21 protein-coding genes are annotated in these 20,732 nt (G+C 38.6%); 13 read left to right on the top strand and 8 right to left on the bottom strand.

Going from position 1 to position 20,732, the window contains the following annotated elements; all coding sequences use genetic code 11:
* Positions 1-69 precede the first annotated feature (69 nt).
* The 5 genes from ACNFU2_RS00840 (at position 70) to ACNFU2_RS00820 (ending at position 5,062) form a co-directional block, all read left to right on the top strand.
* Positions 70-1,053 (top strand): aldo/keto reductase, encoded by a 984-nt coding sequence (locus ACNFU2_RS00840; RefSeq protein WP_273647626.1) that lies wholly within the window; start codon positions 70-72, stop codon positions 1,051-1,053.
* A gap of 82 nt (positions 1,054-1,135) precedes the next feature.
* Positions 1,136-2,044, top strand: a complete 909-nt coding sequence (locus ACNFU2_RS00835) for a helix-turn-helix domain-containing protein (protein WP_306611645.1) — start codon at positions 1,136-1,138, stop codon at positions 2,042-2,044.
* 421 nt (positions 2,045-2,465) lie between these two features.
* The gene (locus ACNFU2_RS00830; RefSeq protein WP_273647624.1) at positions 2,466-2,996 is read left to right on the top strand and encodes a hypothetical protein; all 531 of its coding nucleotides are present in this window, start codon (positions 2,466-2,468) and stop codon (positions 2,994-2,996) included.
* 170 nt (positions 2,997-3,166) lie between these two features.
* A complete protein-coding gene (locus ACNFU2_RS00825) occupies positions 3,167-4,066 on the top strand; it encodes an SDR family oxidoreductase (RefSeq protein WP_306611642.1) in 900 nt (299 codons plus the stop codon).
* A gap of 81 nt (positions 4,067-4,147) precedes the next feature.
* Entirely contained in the window at positions 4,148-5,062 is a 915-nt protein-coding gene (locus ACNFU2_RS00820) for a helix-turn-helix domain-containing protein (RefSeq protein WP_172277982.1), read from the top strand.
* An 88-nt stretch (positions 5,063-5,150) separates the two neighbouring features.
* Here ACNFU2_RS00820 and ACNFU2_RS00815 read toward each other — a convergent pair whose 3' ends face one another.
* The 7 genes from ACNFU2_RS00815 to ACNFU2_RS00785 form a co-directional block, all read right to left on the bottom strand.
* Complete coding sequence (locus ACNFU2_RS00815; RefSeq protein WP_306611640.1) at positions 5,151-5,558, bottom strand: ACT domain-containing protein; 408 nt, start codon at positions 5,556-5,558, stop codon at positions 5,151-5,153.
* A 183-nt stretch (positions 5,559-5,741) separates the two neighbouring features.
* Positions 5,742-7,547: a serine hydrolase gene (locus tag ACNFU2_RS00810; RefSeq protein ID WP_306611638.1), complete on the bottom strand. Its 1,806-nt coding sequence runs from the start codon at positions 7,545-7,547 to the stop codon at positions 5,742-5,744.
* Between the two features lie 178 nt (positions 7,548-7,725).
* Positions 7,726-8,061, bottom strand: coding sequence for a TfoX/Sxy family protein (locus tag ACNFU2_RS00805; protein WP_273647620.1), 336 nt, complete (start codon positions 8,059-8,061; stop codon positions 7,726-7,728).
* 41 nt (positions 8,062-8,102) lie between these two features.
* Entirely contained in the window at positions 8,103-8,813 is a 711-nt protein-coding gene (locus tag ACNFU2_RS00800) for a DUF2071 domain-containing protein (RefSeq protein WP_418123277.1), read from the bottom strand.
* Between the two features lie 308 nt (positions 8,814-9,121).
* Positions 9,122-9,547, bottom strand: a complete 426-nt coding sequence (locus ACNFU2_RS00795) for an HIT family protein (RefSeq protein WP_172277974.1) — start codon at positions 9,545-9,547, stop codon at positions 9,122-9,124.
* Between the two features lie 86 nt (positions 9,548-9,633).
* Positions 9,634-12,006 carry an outer membrane beta-barrel family protein gene (locus ACNFU2_RS00790; RefSeq protein WP_306611633.1) on the bottom strand — a complete coding sequence of 791 codons (2,373 nt, stop codon included), beginning with the start codon at positions 12,004-12,006 and terminating at the stop codon, positions 9,634-9,636.
* A 121-nt stretch (positions 12,007-12,127) separates the two neighbouring features.
* Entirely contained in the window at positions 12,128-13,318 is a 1,191-nt protein-coding gene (locus ACNFU2_RS00785; RefSeq protein ID WP_273647616.1) for an FAD-dependent oxidoreductase, read from the bottom strand.
* A gap of 101 nt (positions 13,319-13,419) precedes the next feature.
* On the opposite strand from ACNFU2_RS00785, the gene ACNFU2_RS00780 reads away from it, so the two are divergent.
* From ACNFU2_RS00780 to ACNFU2_RS00770, 3 genes are all read left to right on the top strand, one after another.
* Positions 13,420-13,878: a MarR family winged helix-turn-helix transcriptional regulator gene (locus ACNFU2_RS00780; protein ID WP_172277968.1), complete on the top strand. Its 459-nt coding sequence runs from the start codon at positions 13,420-13,422 to the stop codon at positions 13,876-13,878.
* Positions 13,879-13,991: 113 nt separating this feature from the next.
* Positions 13,992-15,659, top strand: a complete 1,668-nt coding sequence (locus tag ACNFU2_RS00775; RefSeq protein ID WP_418123274.1) for a histidine kinase — start codon at positions 13,992-13,994, stop codon at positions 15,657-15,659.
* Entirely contained in the window at positions 15,656-16,354 is a 699-nt protein-coding gene (locus ACNFU2_RS00770; RefSeq protein ID WP_273647614.1) for a LytR/AlgR family response regulator transcription factor, read from the top strand. The genes ACNFU2_RS00775 and ACNFU2_RS00770 overlap by 4 nt, the downstream gene beginning before the upstream one ends.
* A gap of 11 nt (positions 16,355-16,365) precedes the next feature.
* Here ACNFU2_RS00770 and ACNFU2_RS00765 read toward each other — a convergent pair whose 3' ends face one another.
* Positions 16,366-16,965 (bottom strand): DUF6624 domain-containing protein, encoded by a 600-nt coding sequence (locus ACNFU2_RS00765; RefSeq protein WP_273647613.1) that lies wholly within the window; start codon positions 16,963-16,965, stop codon positions 16,366-16,368.
* Between the two features lie 253 nt (positions 16,966-17,218).
* Between ACNFU2_RS00765 and ACNFU2_RS00760 the strand changes: the two genes are divergently transcribed.
* The 5 genes from ACNFU2_RS00760 to ACNFU2_RS00740 all read left to right on the top strand — a co-directional run bounded on the left by ACNFU2_RS00760 (position 17,219) and on the right by ACNFU2_RS00740 (position 20,662).
* Entirely contained in the window at positions 17,219-18,247 is a 1,029-nt protein-coding gene (locus tag ACNFU2_RS00760; protein WP_418123271.1) for a rod shape-determining protein, read from the top strand.
* 226 nt (positions 18,248-18,473) lie between these two features.
* A complete protein-coding gene (locus tag ACNFU2_RS00755) occupies positions 18,474-18,869 on the top strand; it encodes a DUF3574 domain-containing protein (RefSeq protein ID WP_273647612.1) in 396 nt (131 codons plus the stop codon).
* A gap of 285 nt (positions 18,870-19,154) precedes the next feature.
* The gene (locus ACNFU2_RS00750; protein WP_273647611.1) at positions 19,155-19,613 is read left to right on the top strand and encodes a MaoC family dehydratase; all 459 of its coding nucleotides are present in this window, start codon (positions 19,155-19,157) and stop codon (positions 19,611-19,613) included.
* Positions 19,614-19,672: 59 nt separating this feature from the next.
* Positions 19,673-20,203, top strand: a complete 531-nt coding sequence (locus ACNFU2_RS00745; protein ID WP_273647610.1) for a Crp/Fnr family transcriptional regulator — start codon at positions 19,673-19,675, stop codon at positions 20,201-20,203.
* Between the two features lie 75 nt (positions 20,204-20,278).
* Positions 20,279-20,662: a hypothetical protein gene (locus tag ACNFU2_RS00740; protein WP_273647609.1), complete on the top strand. Its 384-nt coding sequence runs from the start codon at positions 20,279-20,281 to the stop codon at positions 20,660-20,662.
* Positions 20,663-20,732 lie beyond the last annotated feature (70 nt).

The following is a 20,732-nucleotide window of genomic DNA, read 5'->3' as shown; positions in this document are numbered from 1 at the left end:
CTCAATCAGGCTACATGAACCTTATGCTATAAGCTGAACTTTGCGACATCAACTTTAAATAAGAATACAATGAAATCAAGAAAATTGAGAACTCTCGAAGTATCGAGTATCGGTTATGGCAGTATGGGACTCAGCCAGGGGTACGGATCAGTACCAGAACGGAAAGAATCCATAGAGTTACTTCACAATACCTATGATCTGGGCTGTACTTTTTTTGACACTGCAGAAGCCTACGCCATGGGAGCTAATGAAGAATTACTGGGTGAAGCTTTAGCCGGTTTCAGGAATGAGGTGAGCATTGCCTCTAAATTCTGGATACAGGATAGTATAGAAAATTATTCCGCAGAAAAACTAATGGGATTGATCCGAAACAAAATAGAAGGCTCATTAAAAAGATTGAAAACAGACCACATCGAACTTTATTATCAGCACCGTGTAAACAAAGATATTCCTGTAGAAGATATAGCCTGGTGTATGGGTAAGCTGATCAGGGAAGGAAAAATACTGGGCTGGGGCCAATCACAAGCCACAGAAGAAGAGATCAGGAAAGCACATGCCGTAACACCCATTACCGCGATTCAAAGTGAATACTCTATTATGGCCCGGCAGTTTGAAAAAAATGTGATCCCGACCTGCGGAGAACTGGGAATCGGTTTTGTAGCCTTCTCGCCTCTGGCTAATGGATTTCTGTCCGGTCATGTAAACGCAGATACATCATTTACCGGAATTGATGCCCGTAGAGTAATCACCCGCTTTCAAAAAGATAACATTCTCGCAAATCAGCCTCTACTGGATCTCTTAAATGGGTTTGCCACCATGAAAGAAGCAACTCCCGCGCAGATCTCCCTGGCGTGGATGCTCCATAAAAATGATTTTATCGTACCGATTCCGGGTTCAAGAAATTTAAAAAGGATCCGCGAGAATATAGAATCTTCTGATATTGTCCTTACTGAAGATGAATTTAGGCAGATAGAAACAGCACTGGCTACCATTCAGGTTCATGGCGACAGAAAAGATGAAGATCTGGCAAAACTAAGAACATTAAAAGATTAAACTGATAATAGAAGAGTCGGTTCTTTAACGCAATTTATTTGTAAATTGTAAAAGAATTTCTGATCAGATACAATTATATAAAATGGATAAAAACATTCCACAAAAATTTGAATCTTTATATGACTTGCATAAGGTGTTCGGGCTTCCCAAGCCCGTACATCCTTTGGTAAGTTTTATCAATATCAGAGACATCCGAATCAATCCGGATGAACTTTCCCCAACCATGATGTTGAATTTTTATAAGATCGCCTGTAAAACAGATCTATGCAGCCAGGCCCGGTACGGACAAAATTATTATGATTTCCGGGAAGGCGGACTGGTATTCACGGCCCCCAACCAGATATTTGAAAGCCCGAATGATCAAACGAATTCTGGCTTTATCCTGCTTTTTCATCCCGATTTTATATTGTCTTATCCTCTGGTAAAAAAAATAAAGGAATATGGCTTCTTTTCCTACGCTGCCAACGAAGCTTTACTTCTCTCGGAAAAAGAAAAGGAAACCATTTTATCGGTTTTTAAAATCATTGAAGAAGAACTCAATAACCGGATCGATGATTTCAGCCAGGATGTAATGATTGCACAAATAGAGCTTCTGCTAAGCTACAGCAACCGGTTTTATAAGCGACAGTTTATTACCCGAAAAGCAGTGAACCACAGTATACTTGAAAAATTTGAAGAAGTTCTTGATCAATCATTCAATGATTCAAGCCTATTGGAACATGGAATTCCCACAGTTCATTCCCTAGCAGAAAAACTGAGTATTTCCCCCAGTTACCTGAGTGATCTTTTACGTTCGCTAACCGGACAGAATACCCAACAATATATTCATCAGAAACTCAGCAATCTTGCAAAGGAAAAACTGTCAACCACACAATTATCAATCAGTGAAATTGCTTATGAGCTTGGATTTGAGCATCCGCAATCTTTTAGTAAGTTTTTTAAGAAAATGGTGAAGGTAACGCCTATTGCATTTAGGGAATCGTTTAATTGAAGATTTTTTTAATCTGCGAAATGCCTCATAAATTGGGGTTGGATAAACCGATTGTTATATTCTTTTGTCTTGAAACAAAAGAAACAAAAATTCAAGACTGAAATCTTCCGCTAAAAATGTATTCTGTTCTCTAAAAATTCCAAAACTTGCGCGAATTCAGAATAAGTTATTCGATTCGGTATTGTTGTCGCGCTTCGGACAGTAGAATTTTTTTACGTTCACAGAATACATTTTCTTTACGCTACAGCTTCCTAGGTCGGTTAGGAATTTACTTCAAAGTTGAAATATAGGTCTTTTTAAATCTGCTTAATCTACTAGAAATAAACATACTGTCATTGTGTAAATCACCCAAAAGTGTTATTGCCCTGGTTTTGGTTTTAGGATAAATTTACTATTAACTAACAACCAAAAACTTACAATTATGAAAGCATTTATCTTTGCAACACTTCTTTTATTTTCCGTAGTGGTACACGCACAAAAAACAGCACCTCTTGACAATGTACTCAAACAAGTTACAGAAGCCCTACATGAAGTAGAAACGATGAAAAATTTTAAGCAGCCTAAAAATGTAGCAGTTACTTTCGAAAGCGAAACATCAGGAGAAACAAGTACTGGCCTGAAGATTTTAATCTTCAGTATTGGACGATCCTGGAATAAAGCACAAAGTACAGAAATTTCTTACCAATTTAATTTGGTTCCAAAGGAATCCCTTATCCAGACTGGAACATTTAAAACAGCTCTCGCAAATGCAATAAGAAAGGCTTATGATGAAATGTCAAAGGTTACTGTAAAAGATATAGTTTCCAAAGGCTTTACTATCAAGATCAGTTTCGTGATAGAAACATCTACTAATGCAGGGGCTGAAGCTGAATATAGCCTGATTCCATTAAGTGCTTCTCTTGGAAAAAGCTGGAAGAAAAAAGCAATACATACCGTAGAACTCGAATTTTAATAAAAACGAGTATCATAGCTTTACAACGCTCTTCAGATATGTACTGAAGAGTGTTTTTATATAATTAAATATTTTATGTAAATCAATTTTCCGGCTACAACAAAGTGTGTTTTGGCTACGTAGAGAAATCCTGTTCTTTCCAACTTTGTAGTGTTAAAAACAAACAGGAAATGAAAGTATTTGTAACAGGAGCTACAGGATTTATAGGCTCTGCAACAGTAAAAGAATTACAATCCGGCGGACATCAGGTTATAGGATTAGCCCGTTCTGAGGAATCCGCCGAAAAACTAAGGAAGTCCGGTGTAGAAGTATATTACGGAGATCTCAGTCAACCGGAGACATTGATAGAAGCAGTTGAAAAAGCTGATGCAGTAATTCATCTTGGATTTATCCATGATTTCAGCAAATTTAAAGAAATGTGTATCCTGGACGGAAAGGTCATTGAAACGATCGGCTCTGTACTGGAAGGAACACAAAAGCCATTTGTTATTACTTCAGGAATCGGTGTGCTTAAAAAACAAGGTATGATTACGGAAAAAGATATGCCGGAAGGTAATAGCATCCCAAGGATTATTACAGAACATGCAGCAGACAAAGTAGCTGCTAAAGGAGTTCAGGTATCCGTTGTCCGTCTTCCCCCTGTGGTACATGACCTGGGAGATAAAATTGGCTTTATTCCTTCGTTGATTGGGATAGCAAAAGCAAAAGGTTTTTCTGCATACATTGACAGCGGTAAGAATTTCTGGCCTGCTGTACACCGTAAAGATGCGGCCAAACTCTTCCGACTGGCCGTAGAAAACCATTCGATTAACGGAATACGCTACCACGGAGTTGCAGAAGAAGGCATCGAATTTAAAAAGATCGCCGAAACGATAGGTACAAAACTGGGTATACCAGCACGTTCCATTTCAGCAGGTGAGGTAGCAGATCACTTTACCTGGTTTGCCCATTTTGCAGAATTTAATGACCTTGCTTCAAGCGCTGCAACACGGGAAATATTAAATTGGGAGCCAAATGAAATCGATTTGCTATCGGATTTACACGGAGAAATTTATTTTCCTGCCCAATAAATTGTAAATTTACTATACCACATCAGGGAAGAGTATGTGAAAGCTATTTACATATTCTTCTCTTTTTATACCTAAAAGATTATGTCGGCAAAAGAACCCATAAGGATCAAAACGATTTCACAGTTTCATGCTTTGCGTGGCTTACCAAAGCCTAAACATCCGCTGATCAGCATCATTGATTTTAGAGATATGCAAAAACCCGATAAAGGAAGTGAAAGCCTGGTATTTGATTTTTACTCCCTTTCAGTAAAAAGAAATATGAACCATAAATACAAATATGGACAGCAAGACTATGATTTTGATGAAGGCATATTATTTTTTATGGCTCCGAACCAGGTACTCCGGATTGAAATGGACAACCAGCCACGTCCCGCTGAAGGCTGGATGCTGATGATCCACCCTGATTTTTTATGGAATAAACCCCTGGCTAAAACTATAACCCAATATGAATTTTTCGATTATTCCCTGCATGAAGCCCTTTTTCTTTCTGAAGATGAAGAGCAGATCCTTCAGCTTCTGATAGATAATATCCGAAAGGAATACAATACTAATACAGATAAGTTCAGCAGTGATATCATGGTTTCATTACTGGAAACGCTTTTTAATTATTCAAACCGATTTTACCAGCGCCAATTCATTACCCGTGATAAGGCACATCATGAAATCCTTGAACGGTTAGAAATCCTACTCAACCAATATTTCAACAGTGAAATGATCATAAATAATGGCATCCCAAGTGTTCATTATATTTCCGGAGAGCTCGGTATTTCTACAGGATATCTGAGAACATTACTCCAAAACCTTACCGGACAAAGCACCCAACAGTTCATTCATCAGAAGCTAACCGAAAAAGCAAAGGAAAAACTCAGCACAACAGGCAGCACCGTAAGTGAGATTGCTTATGAATTAGGATTTGAGCACCCACAGTCTTTTAGCAAATTCTTTAAGAAAATGACGAATACCACTCCGCTTGGATTTAGGGAACTTTTTAACTAACCATTATACCTTGCCAAGGTTAAGCTCTGCTATTTATTATCAGACCCATTTATAAACAATCCAATAATCCATTATTCTATCTGAAAAATCATACGGTGTTCCCAACCTTCATCGCTTTCAAAGCTTCCATTGCTTTTTCTGCATCATCTTTTGCAACAAAAATATGATCATGAAAATAAGCTGCCACCACATTGCAGCTAATGCCTTCGTGCTTGAGTGCGTTAGCGAATGCAGCCGTAAGCCCTACGGCTTCAAGTGAGGAATGAATACTCAAAGTGATCCATGAAGAAACATAATTGTATTCCAAATTCCATTTTTCAGCGACCGGCTTTTCCAGAACAACGGTTATGGCTTCTTTTTCACGAAAGAAAAATACAAGTTTTTCTATATCCGGAATCTCATGTAAGTGACCTACTTTGCAAAAAACATATTCCCCTGAATTCAGCACCGGTTCCATATGTTGCAGCAATATTTTTAAATCTGTTTCTCCTGACATTTTTTTTGTACAAAACTACAGGTTAAGCCTTAGGATTTATTTATCAATTGATAAAAAATGCTTCGTGATAGTTATTAAATGAAACTATGAGCCACAATAAAGAAAAATACTCATTGATTAAACCGTGAAATAGGAACGGCAAAATGAACGCCCCTGGAATTCAGGGGCGCTAATTAAAAACTTTTATTTTGTTGTTTTTAAAATCTTAATTGCATTTTCATTCTCCGGATTGATTTTCAGCACTTTCCGGTAATTTTCCAAAGCTTTATCTTTTTGTCCTGCTTCAAGGTAGGCTTCCCCAAGACTGTCGTAAGTATTTGCACTTTGGGGATACAATTGGGTATTGACACGGAAAAAATCTATTGCATTGGTATATTTCTTTTCGCGAAGTAAGGTATAACCGAGACTGTTAATATAGTCTTCGGAAAGCATTTCATTATCCGCATCTTCTTTTTTTGCTTTTTTATAAGCTTCCAGACCTTTTTCAAAATATCCTTCGCTAATCAATTCCAATGGTCCTTTCTCATCTTTCGCCCATTGTGGGTTTTCCGAACGGATGGTTTTATTCAGGAGTGTTTCCATCAATTCACGTTTTCCTGTCTTTGGGTTAGTCCTAAAACTTATTTTAAAATTCCAGTTTCTTAACGCATAGTTATTTTCCCCGATTTTAAGAAGTTCAATCGGTGTTTCCATATTCATCTTCATCATCAGTTTTCCCTTTTCCTGATATACCCTGTAAACACCATACTTATTGAATTTATATCGATCAGCATTGCTGAAATCCTCTTGTTTTAAAGGTAAAATTTTAAGAGTGGGAGCCATAAATTCCGGCCACTGATATTCAGTTGCCACAGAACGTATAACCTCATTGATAAACTGAGGTTTGTTGGTATTGGTTAATACTACAATTCCATCCCCACTTGTTTTACTCGCCGTAAAAAGGCTGGAAAAACCTTCATTCCAGCCACCGTGGGAGAAATATACCTGATTGCCATAGGTCTCCAGCATAACACCTAATCCCTCAAAAGTTTCAATGTAAGGAGTGGTAAATGCTTCCGCCATCTTTTTGGAAATAATGGTATTACTTTTACCATTCAACGTATTCTGGATATCGACCACAAAACGGGCATAGTCTTCTGCTGTGGACCATAAACCGGCGGCGGCCTGTTCAGGATAGATATGATATCTGCCCTGGACTTTAGTTCCGTTTTCTAAATATGCTGTTGCGGCAATTACGGATTGAGATTCTGGCAAAGGCTGAGTGAAGCTGCTGTTCTTCATTCCGAGAGGCATCAGGATTTTTTCCTTCATCAAAGTTGCAAAATCCTTTCCTTCAATATCTGTAAGTATTTCCTGCAACACAGTATATCCACCGCCAGAGTAACGAAAAGATTTTCCGGGAAGCTTATCCACCTTCACAGCATCAGTATTGGCAGGCTTTTCTCCGTTCAACACCTGAATCACTGTAGGAAGAGGTTTTCCTGCCTCGTATCCGGGGAATCCATGTACGGTGAAACCGGCTGTATGGCTAAGAATATTCTTAAGCGTTACCGGCTTCTGTTTTGTCCACTCATTCTCAGGAATTTTCCAGGATTTCAGATATCTGTTCACATCAGCATCGGGATCTATTTTTCCTTCTTCTACCTCCTTTAATGCAGCATAAGCCGTTACAGGTTTACTCATAGAAGCAACCTGAAATAAGGTAGCGGTGGTAGCTGGAGTTTTATTTTCCACATCTGCGAGTCCATATGCTTTGGTCCATATCACCTGGTAATTTCTGATCACTGCTATACTGACGGCTGGAATATTATAAAACTTCATTCGGTCTTCCAGTTTCCATGCAGATTCTCCCTCAAATCTCACGGCAGGTAATAAACCTGATTCTATCCGGGCAATTTCATTTTTCAGCTGAGCATCTGTCTGTGCAGATAAAGAACTGGAAATCAGCCCTAGAAATAATACAATATAAAAACGAGTTCCGGTTTTCATAATTTTTAATTAATAGCCTAAAAATAAGTAAGTATTACGAATATCAGCGGAATTAATTTTATAAGATACCTATTATTATATTCAAGGCAGTCAAATTCATCCCATAGATTGCTGATACAGTTCCTGTAGTGTTTTATTTTCCGATCCTTGAAAAAAATCTAATGAAAAGAAGGGCTCCTCATTTCTTTTTTGCCTTTTGAACCACTTTATTATAAGCAAGACAGAGGTCTATATAGTATTGAAAATCTTTGTTTTTGTGATATCCTTCTTTACTCACAAAAATATACCCTTTTGCTACCCTTTTCCCATGAATCATCGGGCGGCAATACTCTTTTTCCAGCTCCAGCTCTGCTTGTTGAGGATCAATCCTGCATAAGATCTCCTCATTACGAACTCCGATGCATAGTTTATCATCTACCATAAAGCTTAATCCCTGGAACATTTTTTTCTCAACCACATTATTCTCATGCATCAATGTTTCTCTTATCCGGTTTACCAGTTGTTCGTTGTACATGATTATTTTTTTTAATTCTTGCAGGTATACTCTTTAATGAATCACCATTTTTCAGGCATCGATTTCCATGTGTGCTCGATATTGGTCATCAGCAAAGCATTATCAAACGTTATAGAGCCTTTTGGGAAAAGTGTTTCATCTTCATAAAAAGTTGATTTCAAATACATCACTTCAAGAGGTCTTATTTCCCATGTATAGGTATTCAACTGAAGTCCTTCCAGCTTATCTTTATGAGGCGAATACCCGAGACATCCCTCCTGAAAAAAGTCTGAAGCCTTCTGCAATGTTTCAAATATGGAATGATTATCAAATACTTCAATTTCCTTAGCATCAATTGAAGTAATCAGCTGATCGGAGCTTTTAAAATCAACATGGTAATGCTTGTTATTTTCCTTTACATTAAATTTCGCATAATAATGTTTACCCGGAAATACACGTCCGCCTATAAGCGTATTGATCTTCGATGAAGTATCTCTTCTCGGAATATATACCCCGGTCCTTACCTCTCCGCCTTCGTCCCATTCAACAGCAATTCTGTGTGCTCCGTTCTCGGAATCGATCCCCATAAAATCCGGCAGCCCCAACGCTTTAATATTTTTAAGCCTAATCAGGCAAATACCTATTATTGCTTTATTTTTATAAAGCTTTGGTCTGAATGGAAAAGGGAGAATCTTTTCTACTGCGTCAGGATCAGCAGTAAAATTGATCAAAATCCTTCGATCTATATATCCATGTATTTCTGGTAATTTCATTTTTATATGTTAAGATGCGGCCATCCCCTGTCTTAGAGACAAATGTAATTCATTTTTTGGTCAACCTGATAAAGTATTTCAATATGTTTTACACAGAAAAGATGTTAATTTCGTTCTATTTTTATTTGCTGTTTTTTTATGAGATTTGCTGCTATAATTGCTTTCAGTATTATGAAAAAATTAATTTTAATCTGCACCTTTTCTTTTGCTTTTATCCAAATAATAAATCCTCAACAAATCATATCCTGAAATTCAAATTCCGATCGTGAACTGTATGCTCAGAATATTGGGAAAATACTTTTTCTACATTATTCCATCATCTTTTTAATAGATGTACATACCTCATCAAGCTCTTTGCGATCCGGAAGGACTGAATATCTTTCACCAAACCGCAAACCAAAACCATCATTACGGAATCTCGGGAAAATATGCAGATGGGTATGAAAAACCTCCTGGCCGGCAGCTTCACCATCGGCAAGAAAATAATTGATTCCCTCAGATCTTATATCCGATTTCCTAAGGGCCCTATTAATTTTAGCAGCAACATTGAACATTCCTGAAGTAAGATCTTCGTCCAGTTCGGCAATGAATTCCCTGTGTATTTTCGGCACTACTAATATGTGTCCCGGATTAACGGGCTGGATGTCCATAAAAGCAATTACCTGATCATCTTCGTGGATGATGCTTGCAGGGAGTTCTCTGTTTATTATTTTACAAAAAATACAATTGTTCATAAGGGCTGGAAAGTTTTTTATAAAAATAGTAAAACGGAAATGATCATAAAATACAGGATTGTTTATTCAACAAAAAAAAGATAAATCTAGTTACGGTTTCCTGTTTTGGCCTGCCGCACAGCCTGGTTATCTTTTATATTCAATCGGTAGACCAACGTCAGGCGATATCGGGCGGCATTAGGGATATTGGTCTGGTTGATCACATAATCTGCTCCGGTGGTTACGCTGCTTAGTTTGCGTAATTCAAAAAGATTGCTCACATCAAATGTGACGGTTGCCCTGTCTTTTAAAAAAGTTTTGCTGCATCCAAAGTCGATACTGTGTACCGCATTAGTATGGGTTTGAGCTGTTGCATTGCCCCCCCTGAAATTATATATTGTCTGGAAAGAAAGTTTATCCTTCAGTTTAAGCTGAGCACTTAAACGGGCAGTCAGTGTAGTTCCTGAAAAATCAAAAGTCTGTTCCCGATAAGATCCTTCCTTTGCATAATGAAACAGGTTGAGCTCTGTATTCAGCTGAATCCATTTTAACTGATTGTATAATACGGACAGCTCTATTCCACTCCGGGTTTCTTTATGAATATTTACAGGCATGGTAATAAAAAGCCCTTCAGCATTCCTGTACGTGTAATCCTCAATTATCCCCTTGTTTCTTTGGTAGTAAACCGATGGATTAAAAGTAAGCGTCTTTGTGTTCTTTAGAAAAGAAAATTCCACTACCTGTGCATATGACGGATTAAGATCCGGATTTCCCACATAACGGCTGCTGAGATCTGTCAATTCATTAAAAGGATAAATCATGGTAAGGGACGGCCTGTTGATCCTCTTGCTATAGTTGCCCTGCAAAGTCGTATTCCCGTTAAAATGGTAACTTAGGTTTAATGTTGGAAACAAACGGGTGTAATTTTTATTGCTTGTGTAGGTTCCCATCCGGTCTTCAATTCCTATTTTGGTAAGCTCACCACGTAATCCTCCCTGATAACTAAAGGCTCCTTTCTTACCTGAAAACTGAACATAGCCACTTCCGATCAGCTCTTTATATAAAAGGTGATTATCAATCTGATCAATGATATCCCAGCCTGAAATATTTTTCTGCTCAGCAATGAAATCACTGTTGACCCTGCGGTCCTCCAATTTTAATCCGTATTCAATGGTAGAAGTACTGTCCAGCGGGTGGATCATATCCGTTTTGATCATAAAATCCTTACTGCTTCCTACTGAACCTGTCCTGATCAAAGGCAAGCCAGCCGCCAACGGGAAAACCCTTCGCGTTTCAAGATTCCATTCTTTATCACTGTCCCAGAAATCATACTGCATATCGACAGTAAATTTCTTTCCGGGCTTATCAAAGCTTTTGGTATAATTAAACTCCAGCTGATTGTAGCTCCTCTTTTCCCAGGATTCTCCATTGCGTGTGACACTGCTGTCTGCCAAACTATTTCTCCCAGAGTACAGATAATTCATACGGGTTTTATCATGATCACGTGTTGAGTTCCGGAGAAAAGCAGCAGTAAGGCTGTTCTGATCATTAATTTGAAAATCTGCTCCAAAATATAACAGTTTGGCATCGTCATGCCTGTTTTCATCCTGTCTCTGATCCAGTAAATAAGAGGCATCGGAAAGTCCTGAAGACTGCTGCATGGTGTATACCCCCACATAATCAGACAACCTGAGTCCGTACGTAGCAAATAAATTGAGTTTATTGGATTTAAAATTCAGACTGGGACTTATTCTGGTTTCATTGGGAATACCTCCAACAACACGCAACTGGCCACTAAAACCTGCTTTTTTATTCTTTTTAAGGATTATATTGATAATACCGGCTGTTCCGGCTGCGTCAAACCTTGAAGAAGGGTTGGTTATCACTTCTACCCGTTCTATCTGATCCGCTGGCAATTGCTCCAATGCATTGCTTTGCGTTAACCCTGTTCTCCGTCCATTAATCAGTATGAGGACATTGTTGTTCCCTCGTAAACTGATCCCGCCACCCGGATTTACACTTACGGAAGGGACCCTGTTTAACAAATCGGTAACTGCTCCCGATTGTGACAGAACATCCTTACCTACTTCAAAAATTTTTTTATCAAGCTTCAAACTGACTGGGCCTCGTTTCCCTGTTAAAGAAACCTCTTCTAAAAGCTTTGCATCAGGTTCCAGGAGAACAGTTCCGACATGTATTGTCTCCGAGTTTACCTGTATCTGTTTATGGCTTTCCCGATAACCAATCAGGTGATAAACAATGCTATAATTTCCCATGGGAATTTGGTCCAGCCGGAATGCTCCTTTGCTATCTGAGATAGCCACTGCAATGGATTTATCGTTACTGTCCTTTAATGTAACGGTCACATCGGATAATGGCTGTCCGGAATTTTCGCTGATGACGCCTTTTATCATGGCTTGCTGGGCAAAATAAAGCGGAGCTGCCAACATGATCAGAAAGATGATTATTAATTGTTTCATGAAGTAAAATTAGAACGTGCTCATGTCTGTTTAAAGTAAAAACATGTGAACCGCTCCAGAGGCTTTCGAACAGCAATCCGGAAGATTAGACTCAACTATTACTTCTGTAAACTTCTCTCTTTTACCACTTAATCTTATAGCTGAAAAGCCAGTCGTTTCCTTTTGATCCAAAAAGATTGATGAAAATTCTAATCATAGTTTCCCTGATGAATTGCTTAAAACCGTTTACCACTACTTTATCCTCTCCCCTTTTTCTTCCTTCAAGTACAATTTTTTCTACCCGAGGTCTGCGCTCTTGTTCAAATAGTGAAAATGCGGACAGACATTCTTTTTGATCTCTGAGCAATTTAGCCAGCAACATTGCGTCTTCCAGGGCCATAGACGCTCCCTGTCCGGAGTTTGGACTTACCGCATGGGCTGCATCTCCTATCAGTATTATTTTTCGATGAGACCAAACAGGAAGAAAACGTACATCAAAAACATTGACGCGTATGTAAGAATCTGCATTATTAATGATATCCGATACCGGAAAACTATAGCTTCCATATTGTTTATTCAAAACTTCCTTTTCCTCATCCACATGAATGTTTTTCAATTGATCTTTAGACCAGGGCATTTGGGAAATGACGTTGGTCCACCACATTAATTCTTTATCGTTTGCTCCGCTAAAGCCAAAGAAACCGTTTTTGCCATAAATAAAATTAATGTTCCTGAACTCCCTGTCTGTTAAATCTGCCAGCTTATCTCTTGAAATAAAACCGGCATGCGAAACAATCCCGGTAAATTCCGGTTGAATTTCAGGGGCAACGGACTTTCTTACCTCACTATTGATCCCATCTGCTCCAATCAACAGGTCCCCGATTGAAACAGTATCATCATCAAAGTAAACGATCACTTTCCCATCGTCAGTCTGGACAATATCTTTTAATTTCTTTTCAAAATAAAGCGGGATATTCTTAGTTCGGACAGCTTTCCTTAAGATATCTACCAATGTCTGCCTCTTCATACTGACTGCAGGTTGCGGAAACTTCTGCAGATCTGTAAACAGCATTTTTGCCAGCCTTTTTCCTTTGGCATTTCTAAAAACTCCTTCATGAACGGGACATCCGCTTTGAATAATTTCCTCTGCCAGGCCAAGCTCTGCCAGTACATTCATTCCGTTTGGTGCTATATTCAGGCCACCACCCGCAGTTTCCTTTCGTGATCTTAGCTCAAAGATTTCGGAGGAAATACCAATTTTTTCAAGGAATAATGCCATGGCTGTACCAGCAATTCCGGCACCTAAAATAATGGCTTTTCGATTCTCTTCCATAACTGATCGGTTTTTGTTTACTTTGTATATAATTAAGTTTGATTTTATTTTACTTATGAAATATTTCACAAAGTAAAATAAATTATTTTACACCAACAACAATGAGCAGAAATAAAATAGAACAAATCGGTGAAAGACTCAAAGAACAAAGTACCCATGCTGTTAGAAGGAGCAATCTTATCGCCGCTCAATTGAAAATCAATCCTACCGATCTTGAAGCTTTGGAAGTCCTGTTACGAAACGGAAAAGCGACTGCTGGAACACTTTCCAGCGAAACAGGAATATCAGGAGGAGCCGTTACCAAAATGATCGATCGCCTTGAAAAAGCAGATTTTGTAAAAAGGGTCCTGGATAAATCTGACCGAAGAAAAGTAATTATTGAACCCAACTTAAATACCATACAACAAAGGGTATTCCCGTTATACGCTCCTTTAATAGCTGCTACAACAGAATTATTCAAAACATATTCTGACCAGGAACTCGATATTATCAACGGTTTTATGGAAAAAATACTTCAGATAAGCAGTGATGATCTGAACCAGATGACATCGGATCTGTAATATGATGTGATAAATAAGTCTATGTATCTGCAACCTAATTAAAAACATGCAAACAGCTCTACAGACTTTCAAACGACAACCAGGATTTATCCATTACCTTGTATATTTACATTATGCATAAGGTCCTGCTTTTATTGGTATTCCTGAACCTGGTGAATATCCCGGTTATTCAGAATGATGAACCTGTATCGCTGTATAAAACAGGAGATGATCCGGCCTGGGCAGCTAAGAACTACAATGACAAAAACTGGTCACGGGTAAGAGGAGATACTTCTGATAAGATATTCTGGTCACGGACCCGTCTTGATCTCCGGCAAGTAGAACCTGAACTTACGCCTTTAGGACTTCAGATTGAATCTTTTGGCGCATTTGAAGTATATTGGGATGGTGTTTTTATCGGAAACAACGGACAATTACCTCAAAATGGAAAACCTGAAACCCCAGGTTCCGAAAGCAGTTATTACAGAGTTCCGGACAGCCTGATTTCACCGGGTTCCCATATTGTTGCATTGCGAACTTCTAAATCATTACTTCCTCATGTACATCGTGACATTGGATTTAAGATGAATAAATACACGACCTTATTAACCAAGCCCCTGGTTACCATGTCGTACATGAATCTCATGGCAGGAGCTTTTCTTATTGCAGCAGTCTATTATTTTTTCCTGTACCTGAACAGCAGGCGAAGACCTCTTGATATCCTTATTTTTGCAACCACCTGCCTTTTATTTTTTGTTTTACTGATCATGGAATACCTTAAATTTCATGTGGTTATTCCCTACTCTCAGTTTTTTATCCGCCTGGAAATTATTGGATGGCTCACCTTTGCCAATGCGCTTTTGGTTCCCTGGTATTTTATTATTCAGTTTAATTTTAAAAGAGGAAAGTGGCTCATGGCAGCCCTTCTGGTAACACTCTTATTATTATATGGATTTAATTACGGACACTACGACCTTACCGCAAGACTATACAGTCTGGCAATGCTGATAGCAGCTATCATTGTCGTTCTGAACGGCATTATCCAAAAAGAAAAAGGAGGTTTTATCGTACTGGCAGGACTCTTGATCAGCGGCTTGATGCATAAATTTATTTTTTACGACTATGGACTCTTTATCAGCTTCACTATCATTGTTTTAAGCATGCTTTACCTGCACTCGATCCGGACCAGTGTTATTGAAGCCGAACACCAGCAGGCTGTATTGCTTTCTTCAAGGCTGCAACTGGAATTGCTGAAAAAAAATATTCAGCCTCATTTCCTGAGAAATACCCTGACCTCTATGATGGACTGGGTCGAAGAATCACCCAGGGAAGGATCGCGCTTCATCCAGGCATTGGCCGCAGAGTTTGACATTATGAACGAGATTTCCGAACAGACCCTGATTCCCATAACAAAAGAGCTCGAACTTTGCCGGCAGCATCTTTCAGTTATGGGTTTCCGGAAAGAGATAAACTATAAATGGGAGCAAAACGGAATAGATGAAACGCAATTCATTCCACCCGCCATTATTCATACTTTACTGGAAAATGGCATTACCCACAGTGAACCATTGCCCGGAAATATCATTACATTTAAACTGAGCTATTCCTTATCGGGAAATCATCACAAATATGTATTCGAAACCATTGCAAAAAACCGTGAGGTATTCACAAGCCGGAGTGGCGGCAACGGACTTAAATATATTCGTGCCCGTCTGACAGAAAGTTACGGACAAAACTGGGTATTCAAATCCGTTCAAACAGAAAACGGTTGGCTATCGACCATTCAAATTACAAGATCATGAATATACTGATTATAGAGGACGAATCAAGGATCGCACATCGCCTGCAGCGTATGACAGCAAAATTCTTCGAAAACAGACCTGTTCGGATTACAGTTTGCGATTCTCTGCAAAAAGGACTTTCCCAAATAGAACACGATCTTCCTGATCTGCTGCTTCTCGATCTGAACCTCAATGGTGATAATGGTTTTGAAGTATTGGAACATATGGTAGCCTCTTCTTTTCACACCATCATTGTTTCAGCCAATACCGATAAAGCAATCACTGCCTTTGCATATGGAGTACTGGACTTTGTTCCCAAGCCTTTTGATGAGGACAGGCTTTTTCAGGCTCTTAACCGTTTTAGCAGCCCTTCCATCAAATCCGGTGACGATATCCAATACCTGGCTGTGAAGAGATCCGGACAAATACGGTTGGTGAATATTTCGGATTTGATTTATATAAAAGGAGCCGGAATTTATACCGAACTTCACTTAAAAGATGGCCGGCAGGAGCTGCACGATAAATCTTTAGAGCTTTTACAACAGCTTCTTCCGGGAGAATTTGAGCGGATTCACAAATCCTATCTTGTCAATCTGTCTCAAGCTGAAAAGATCACCATCAGCTCCGGCTCCCGTTACGGCTTATTGCTTAAAAACGGGGAAATCCTTCCGATTGGACGTTCAAAATACAAAGAGCTCAGAAATAAGACCATTTGATTGTTACCGTTTTATTTTATCCATCCTACTTTCTTCTTCCAGATTTCCAGCTCATTTTTTCTTTTGCTAAAATCTTCAGGTGGCGATTGATTTTCTCTTTTTACCTGCTCACGGATTATGGCCGTTTGCTCTTCGAGTGTATTCAGCCCAACAGATTTTCTTCGTTCATTAACTTTTGTGATATTGTCAATAAAATTCGGGACCATTTCTCCGTTCTCATTCCAGTCAAATTGGGTTCCGTATAGCTGCGGCTTTCCTTCAAACACGGCAATCCGGTCACTAAGATAGGCGAGATTTTTAGGATCGGCCTTTTGTTCGTCTACTGCATCTTTTAATAACCGGACGCATTTTCTCATCAATTCAGGCTGGCCGATAGCATGCTGTATAATCAGCCAGGCAGCTTCACTGGCTTCTTTACCCACTTTGTCAATACCGGGGTAACCAATAATATCCATGATATCATTCAGTTTTTTCGCATTCCTGTTATGCAATTGTTCCATTTCTTTATGATATCCTTCCCCGAGTTCCCCTCTTTTGATAAGCTGATCACGCAATTCGAGATCTTCATTTTTTAGTTCAATAATTCTTTCTGCAAAATGGTTATGGCTCATAATAAGTTTTTAATAATATTTACTACAGGTATTTTTGATCGCTTAATACCTATCTTGATCTGCCTTTATAAATATACTCTATATTTTAAACTAATCAATTGAACTCTGACACTCCCGGGAAACTTTCTAAAACTCTGGAATGCAGATTAGGGAGAAAGATAATTAACACAACTTTAACGCCTTTACTTAAATTCGGAGGCTGTGATTTTAATACATAAAGCCGTACTTTGCAGCCTAAAAAACAACGAAAAAGATGGGGCTATTTGATATGTTTACACAAGAGATCGCAATGGATCTTGGAACCGCTAACACACTAATTATACATAATAACAAAATCATCATTGATCAGCCCTCGATCGTCTCTATTGACCGTACAACGGGAAAACCAATAGCAGCCGGAGAACAGGCGAAGCTTATGCAGGGGAAGACCCATGAAAATATTAAAGCAGTACGTCCGCTGAAAGACGGTGTGATTGCTGATTTTCATGCTTCCGAACACATGATCAAAGAATTCATTAAACAGATACCGGGAATTAAGGGAAGATTTATACAGCCAGCACTTAGAATTGTCATTTGCATTCCTTCAGGGATTACGGAAGTGGAAAAAAGGGCTGTAAAAGATTCTGCATTGAAAGTGAATGCAAAGGAAGTTAAGCTGATCTATGAGCCAATGGCCGCTGCAATTGGTGCGGGTATTGACGTTCAGAATCCGGAAGGAAATATGATCGTAGATATAGGCGGCGGAACGACTGAAATTGCAGTCATTGCACTGGGTGGAATCGTTTGCGACAGATCGCTTAAAATAGCCGGAGATGTCTTTACCAATGATATTGCTTACTTCCTGAGATCCTATTACAATCTGTATGTTGGAGAGAGAACAGCTGAAAGAATAAAAATCGAAATCGGATCTGCACTGGAAGAGCTGGACTATCCTTTGGAAGACATTCCGGTACAGGGAAGAGACATGATCACCGGGAAACCTAAAGAGATCATGGTGAATTACAAAGAGATTTTTAAAGCCCTGGATAAATCCCTGATGAGAATTGAAGATGCGGTGATGGAAACGCTTTCCCTCACTCCGCCTGAACTGGCAGCAGACATCTATAAAACGGGAATCTATCTCGCCGGAGGTGGCGCCCTTCTTCATGGACTTGCAGACAGAATACACAAAAAAACAGGATTACCTGTATGTGTGGCGGAAGATCCTTTGAGAGCCGTTGTAAGAGGTACAGGTATCGCGCTTAAAAACATCAATAAGTTTAGTTTCCTGATGAGTAACTAATATTGACCGGAATAAATAGCAAAAGGCTTTGAATACATATTTAAGGCCTTTTTGTGTTGGGTAAAAAACAACAATATTACAAATGGTTAAAATATATTTATCACCTGAAATTGAATTGTTTTAATTAAAATTTTATATTTGCTGAGTACATAATTTGCATCCGGATTATAAGAAAAGCAATACTAAAAAGGAAAAAGTGTTCCAACATATCATCACCCAAAAAGCCATGAAAACTTTAAAAACAGCCTTATCTGTATCTATTTTCAGTCTTGTTCTTACTTCCTGCGCTACCATGCAGCGAACCGATCTGTATTTTGGAACCAATATCCCGACCGGAGGCAATGTAACCCAGCGGCAGTGGAAGGAATTTTGTGACGGGGTTATTACCCACTACTTCCCTGAGGGATATACAGAAGTAGATGCTGTCGGGAAATGGATGGACACCCAGACCAAACAAACCATTTCCGAAAATACCAAGGTGGTGACCTTTCTCGGTAAACCCACCAAAGAAAGAAATGCTTCCCTCGACAGTATTACACAAAAGTATATTCGTCAATTTCACCAGCAAAGTGTACTGAGAATAGATAGCAAGCCCAAAGTAAAATTCATCAGTAAGACATAATCTGTTTGTAAATTACTCTTTTCCTACATTTCATCCTTCAGGAAACTCCGTGTATACCCTTTCCATTAGAAAAATCATTAGTAACTGATTTTACTTATATTTTTTACAAGTAAGCTCAAAGTGAAATTCTTTTGTTCAAAACCCTCATCATCATTCATATAAAGAACAACCAAAAAAGTGAAATGAGTTTTAATATGTAATTCCGGATCAATAGCCTTAACTTGGCAGGAAACTTGGTAAGTAAAACAATAAAGCCGATCAGGTTAAAAAATAAACGGAAATACAATGGTAACGATCAACAATTTTGAAGAATATAAGTCCTATGAAGGAAAAACCATAGGTGTTTCCAACTGGCATCAGATAGATCAGGAACAGATCGATAAATTTGCTGATGCAACTTTAGACCGGCAATGGATACATGTCGATCCGGAAAGGGCAAAAAAAGAAGGACCTTTTGGATCAACCATAGCCCACGGGTATCTCACTCTTTCTCTTATCCCCTATTTATGGAAGCAGATAGCGGATGTCCGTAATGTAAAAATGGAAATCAATTACGAAATAGAAAGCTTCAAATTTGGGCAGGCTGTACGTGTTAACAGCGAAGTACAGCTACAAGCCACCGCAAAAATGATATCCAACCTCAGAGGAACTGTTAAAGCGGTGATCCAGGCTAAGCTGATCATTAAAGGTGAAGAGAAACCCGCATACACCGGTGATGTTATTTTTCTTTACCACTTCGCTTAAAAACAGGAAGAATTCATTATTTTCATCCCGTAAACATGAATAATGTTTAGTTGCATTCTATGAAAGACCACGAATTACATCAGCTTACTGATCTTCTTTTCAAATCCGGGAAAGAAGAAAAATACGGGCCTAAAAGCGTAATAATCGAAGAAGGAACAGTTTCGCGAAAGTTCTATTATTTAAAAAAAGGAATTCTGAGAGGCTGGACAAATTATGACGGTAAAGAAGTCACATTTCAATTCCTGTTTGAAAATCATATTTTTTGCTGTTCCGAGAGCTTCTTTTATCATCAGCCAAGCTCTTATACAGTGGAAACGATCGAAGCATGCAGCCTTTTATCAGTAGAAAAAACGGATATCGATACATTATCCGAAGACATTACCTTCGTGAATCTCTTTAATAAATATCTCATAAGCCGGGTAAATGATTACCAGCAGTTATTGATCTCTCAGATCCGGGAAAAGCCGGAGATGCGCTACAAAAAGCTTCTTGAAGAAAATCCGGAAATCATCCTCCGTATTCCTCAGCATTTGATCGCGTCTTACCTCGGTATGACGCCGGTCAGCTTAAGCAGGATCAGAAATCGATGAACGCTTCATTTCTTTACAATTGTTAACGACGGATCACTTACTTCCAGGCTACATTTGTTGAAAATTATATCAACAATGGAAAAATTAATACAAGCCGTATTCAAAGAAGTCATAGAAAACAAAAATTATGACGAATCCCTGATCAACAAATACTTCAGTGAAGATTATATTCAGGAGGTAGATGGGGTAATGCTGGATTTTAATTCTTTTAAAAATCATATCCGGAAATTAAAGGAAAAAGTAGTTGAGCAAAAGGTAGTGTTTGACAATATAATGAGTGATGAAAATTGCGTGATTACAAAGCATTATGTGACCAGTATTCTTCAGAATGAAGAGGTAGTAAAACACAAAGTCTTTGCAGAATTCAAATTCAAAAATGACAAAGTAGTCCATTGTGACGAACTAACTTTCCTTTTAGAAGGTGATTCATCTGAAAAAAAATTAGGTTCTGAAGTTTGATCTATTTCGGGCTATAATCTAAAACAAAAAGAGCCTTCTCAGGAAGGCTCTTTAAACGAAAGTATAAAAA

The organism is Chryseobacterium sp. PTM-20240506 (assembly GCF_048296755.1).
Lineage (GTDB): Bacteria > Bacteroidota > Bacteroidia > Flavobacteriales > Weeksellaceae > Chryseobacterium > Chryseobacterium proteolyticum.
This window is presented reverse-complemented; position numbering and strand designations above follow the sequence as displayed.

Bases quoted from the DNA above. Each gene is read 5' to 3' on its own strand.
- ACNFU2_RS00800 (WP_418123277.1), bottom strand. From the start codon at position 8,813: ATGAAATTACCAGAAATACATGGATATATAGATCGAAGGATTTTGATC.
- ACNFU2_RS00790 (WP_306611633.1), bottom strand. From the start codon at position 12,006: ATGAAACAATTAATAATCATCTTTCTGATCATGTTGGCAGCTCCGCTT.
- ACNFU2_RS00820 (WP_172277982.1), top strand. From the start codon at position 4,148: ATGTCGGCAAAAGAACCCATAAGGATCAAAACGATTTCACAGTTTCAT.
- ACNFU2_RS00770 (WP_273647614.1), top strand. From the start codon at position 15,656: ATGAATATACTGATTATAGAGGACGAATCAAGGATCGCACATCGCCTG.
- ACNFU2_RS00815 (WP_306611640.1), bottom strand. From the start codon at position 5,558: ATGTCAGGAGAAACAGATTTAAAAATATTGCTGCAACATATGGAACCG.
- ACNFU2_RS00785 (WP_273647616.1), bottom strand. From the start codon at position 13,318: ATGGAAGAGAATCGAAAAGCCATTATTTTAGGTGCCGGAATTGCTGGT.
- ACNFU2_RS00795 (WP_172277974.1), bottom strand. From the start codon at position 9,547: ATGAACAATTGTATTTTTTGTAAAATAATAAACAGAGAACTCCCTGCA.
- ACNFU2_RS00760 (WP_418123271.1), top strand. From the start codon at position 17,219: ATGGGGCTATTTGATATGTTTACACAAGAGATCGCAATGGATCTTGGA.
- ACNFU2_RS00765 (WP_273647613.1), bottom strand. From the start codon at position 16,965: ATGAGCCATAACCATTTTGCAGAAAGAATTATTGAACTAAAAAATGAA.
- ACNFU2_RS00805 (WP_273647620.1), bottom strand. From the start codon at position 8,061: ATGTACAACGAACAACTGGTAAACCGGATAAGAGAAACATTGATGCAT.
- ACNFU2_RS00840 (WP_273647626.1), top strand. From the start codon at position 70: ATGAAATCAAGAAAATTGAGAACTCTCGAAGTATCGAGTATCGGTTAT.
- ACNFU2_RS00750 (WP_273647611.1), top strand. From the start codon at position 19,155: ATGGTAACGATCAACAATTTTGAAGAATATAAGTCCTATGAAGGAAAA.
- ACNFU2_RS00745 (WP_273647610.1), top strand. From the start codon at position 19,673: ATGAAAGACCACGAATTACATCAGCTTACTGATCTTCTTTTCAAATCC.
- ACNFU2_RS00825 (WP_306611642.1), top strand. From the start codon at position 3,167: ATGAAAGTATTTGTAACAGGAGCTACAGGATTTATAGGCTCTGCAACA.
- ACNFU2_RS00810 (WP_306611638.1), bottom strand. From the start codon at position 7,547: ATGAAAACCGGAACTCGTTTTTATATTGTATTATTTCTAGGGCTGATT.
- ACNFU2_RS00835 (WP_306611645.1), top strand. From the start codon at position 1,136: ATGGATAAAAACATTCCACAAAAATTTGAATCTTTATATGACTTGCAT.
- ACNFU2_RS00740 (WP_273647609.1), top strand. From the start codon at position 20,279: ATGGAAAAATTAATACAAGCCGTATTCAAAGAAGTCATAGAAAACAAA.
- ACNFU2_RS00775 (WP_418123274.1), top strand. From the start codon at position 13,992: ATGCATAAGGTCCTGCTTTTATTGGTATTCCTGAACCTGGTGAATATC.
- ACNFU2_RS00830 (WP_273647624.1), top strand. From the start codon at position 2,466: ATGAAAGCATTTATCTTTGCAACACTTCTTTTATTTTCCGTAGTGGTA.
- ACNFU2_RS00780 (WP_172277968.1), top strand. From the start codon at position 13,420: ATGAGCAGAAATAAAATAGAACAAATCGGTGAAAGACTCAAAGAACAA.
- ACNFU2_RS00755 (WP_273647612.1), top strand. From the start codon at position 18,474: ATGAAAACTTTAAAAACAGCCTTATCTGTATCTATTTTCAGTCTTGTT.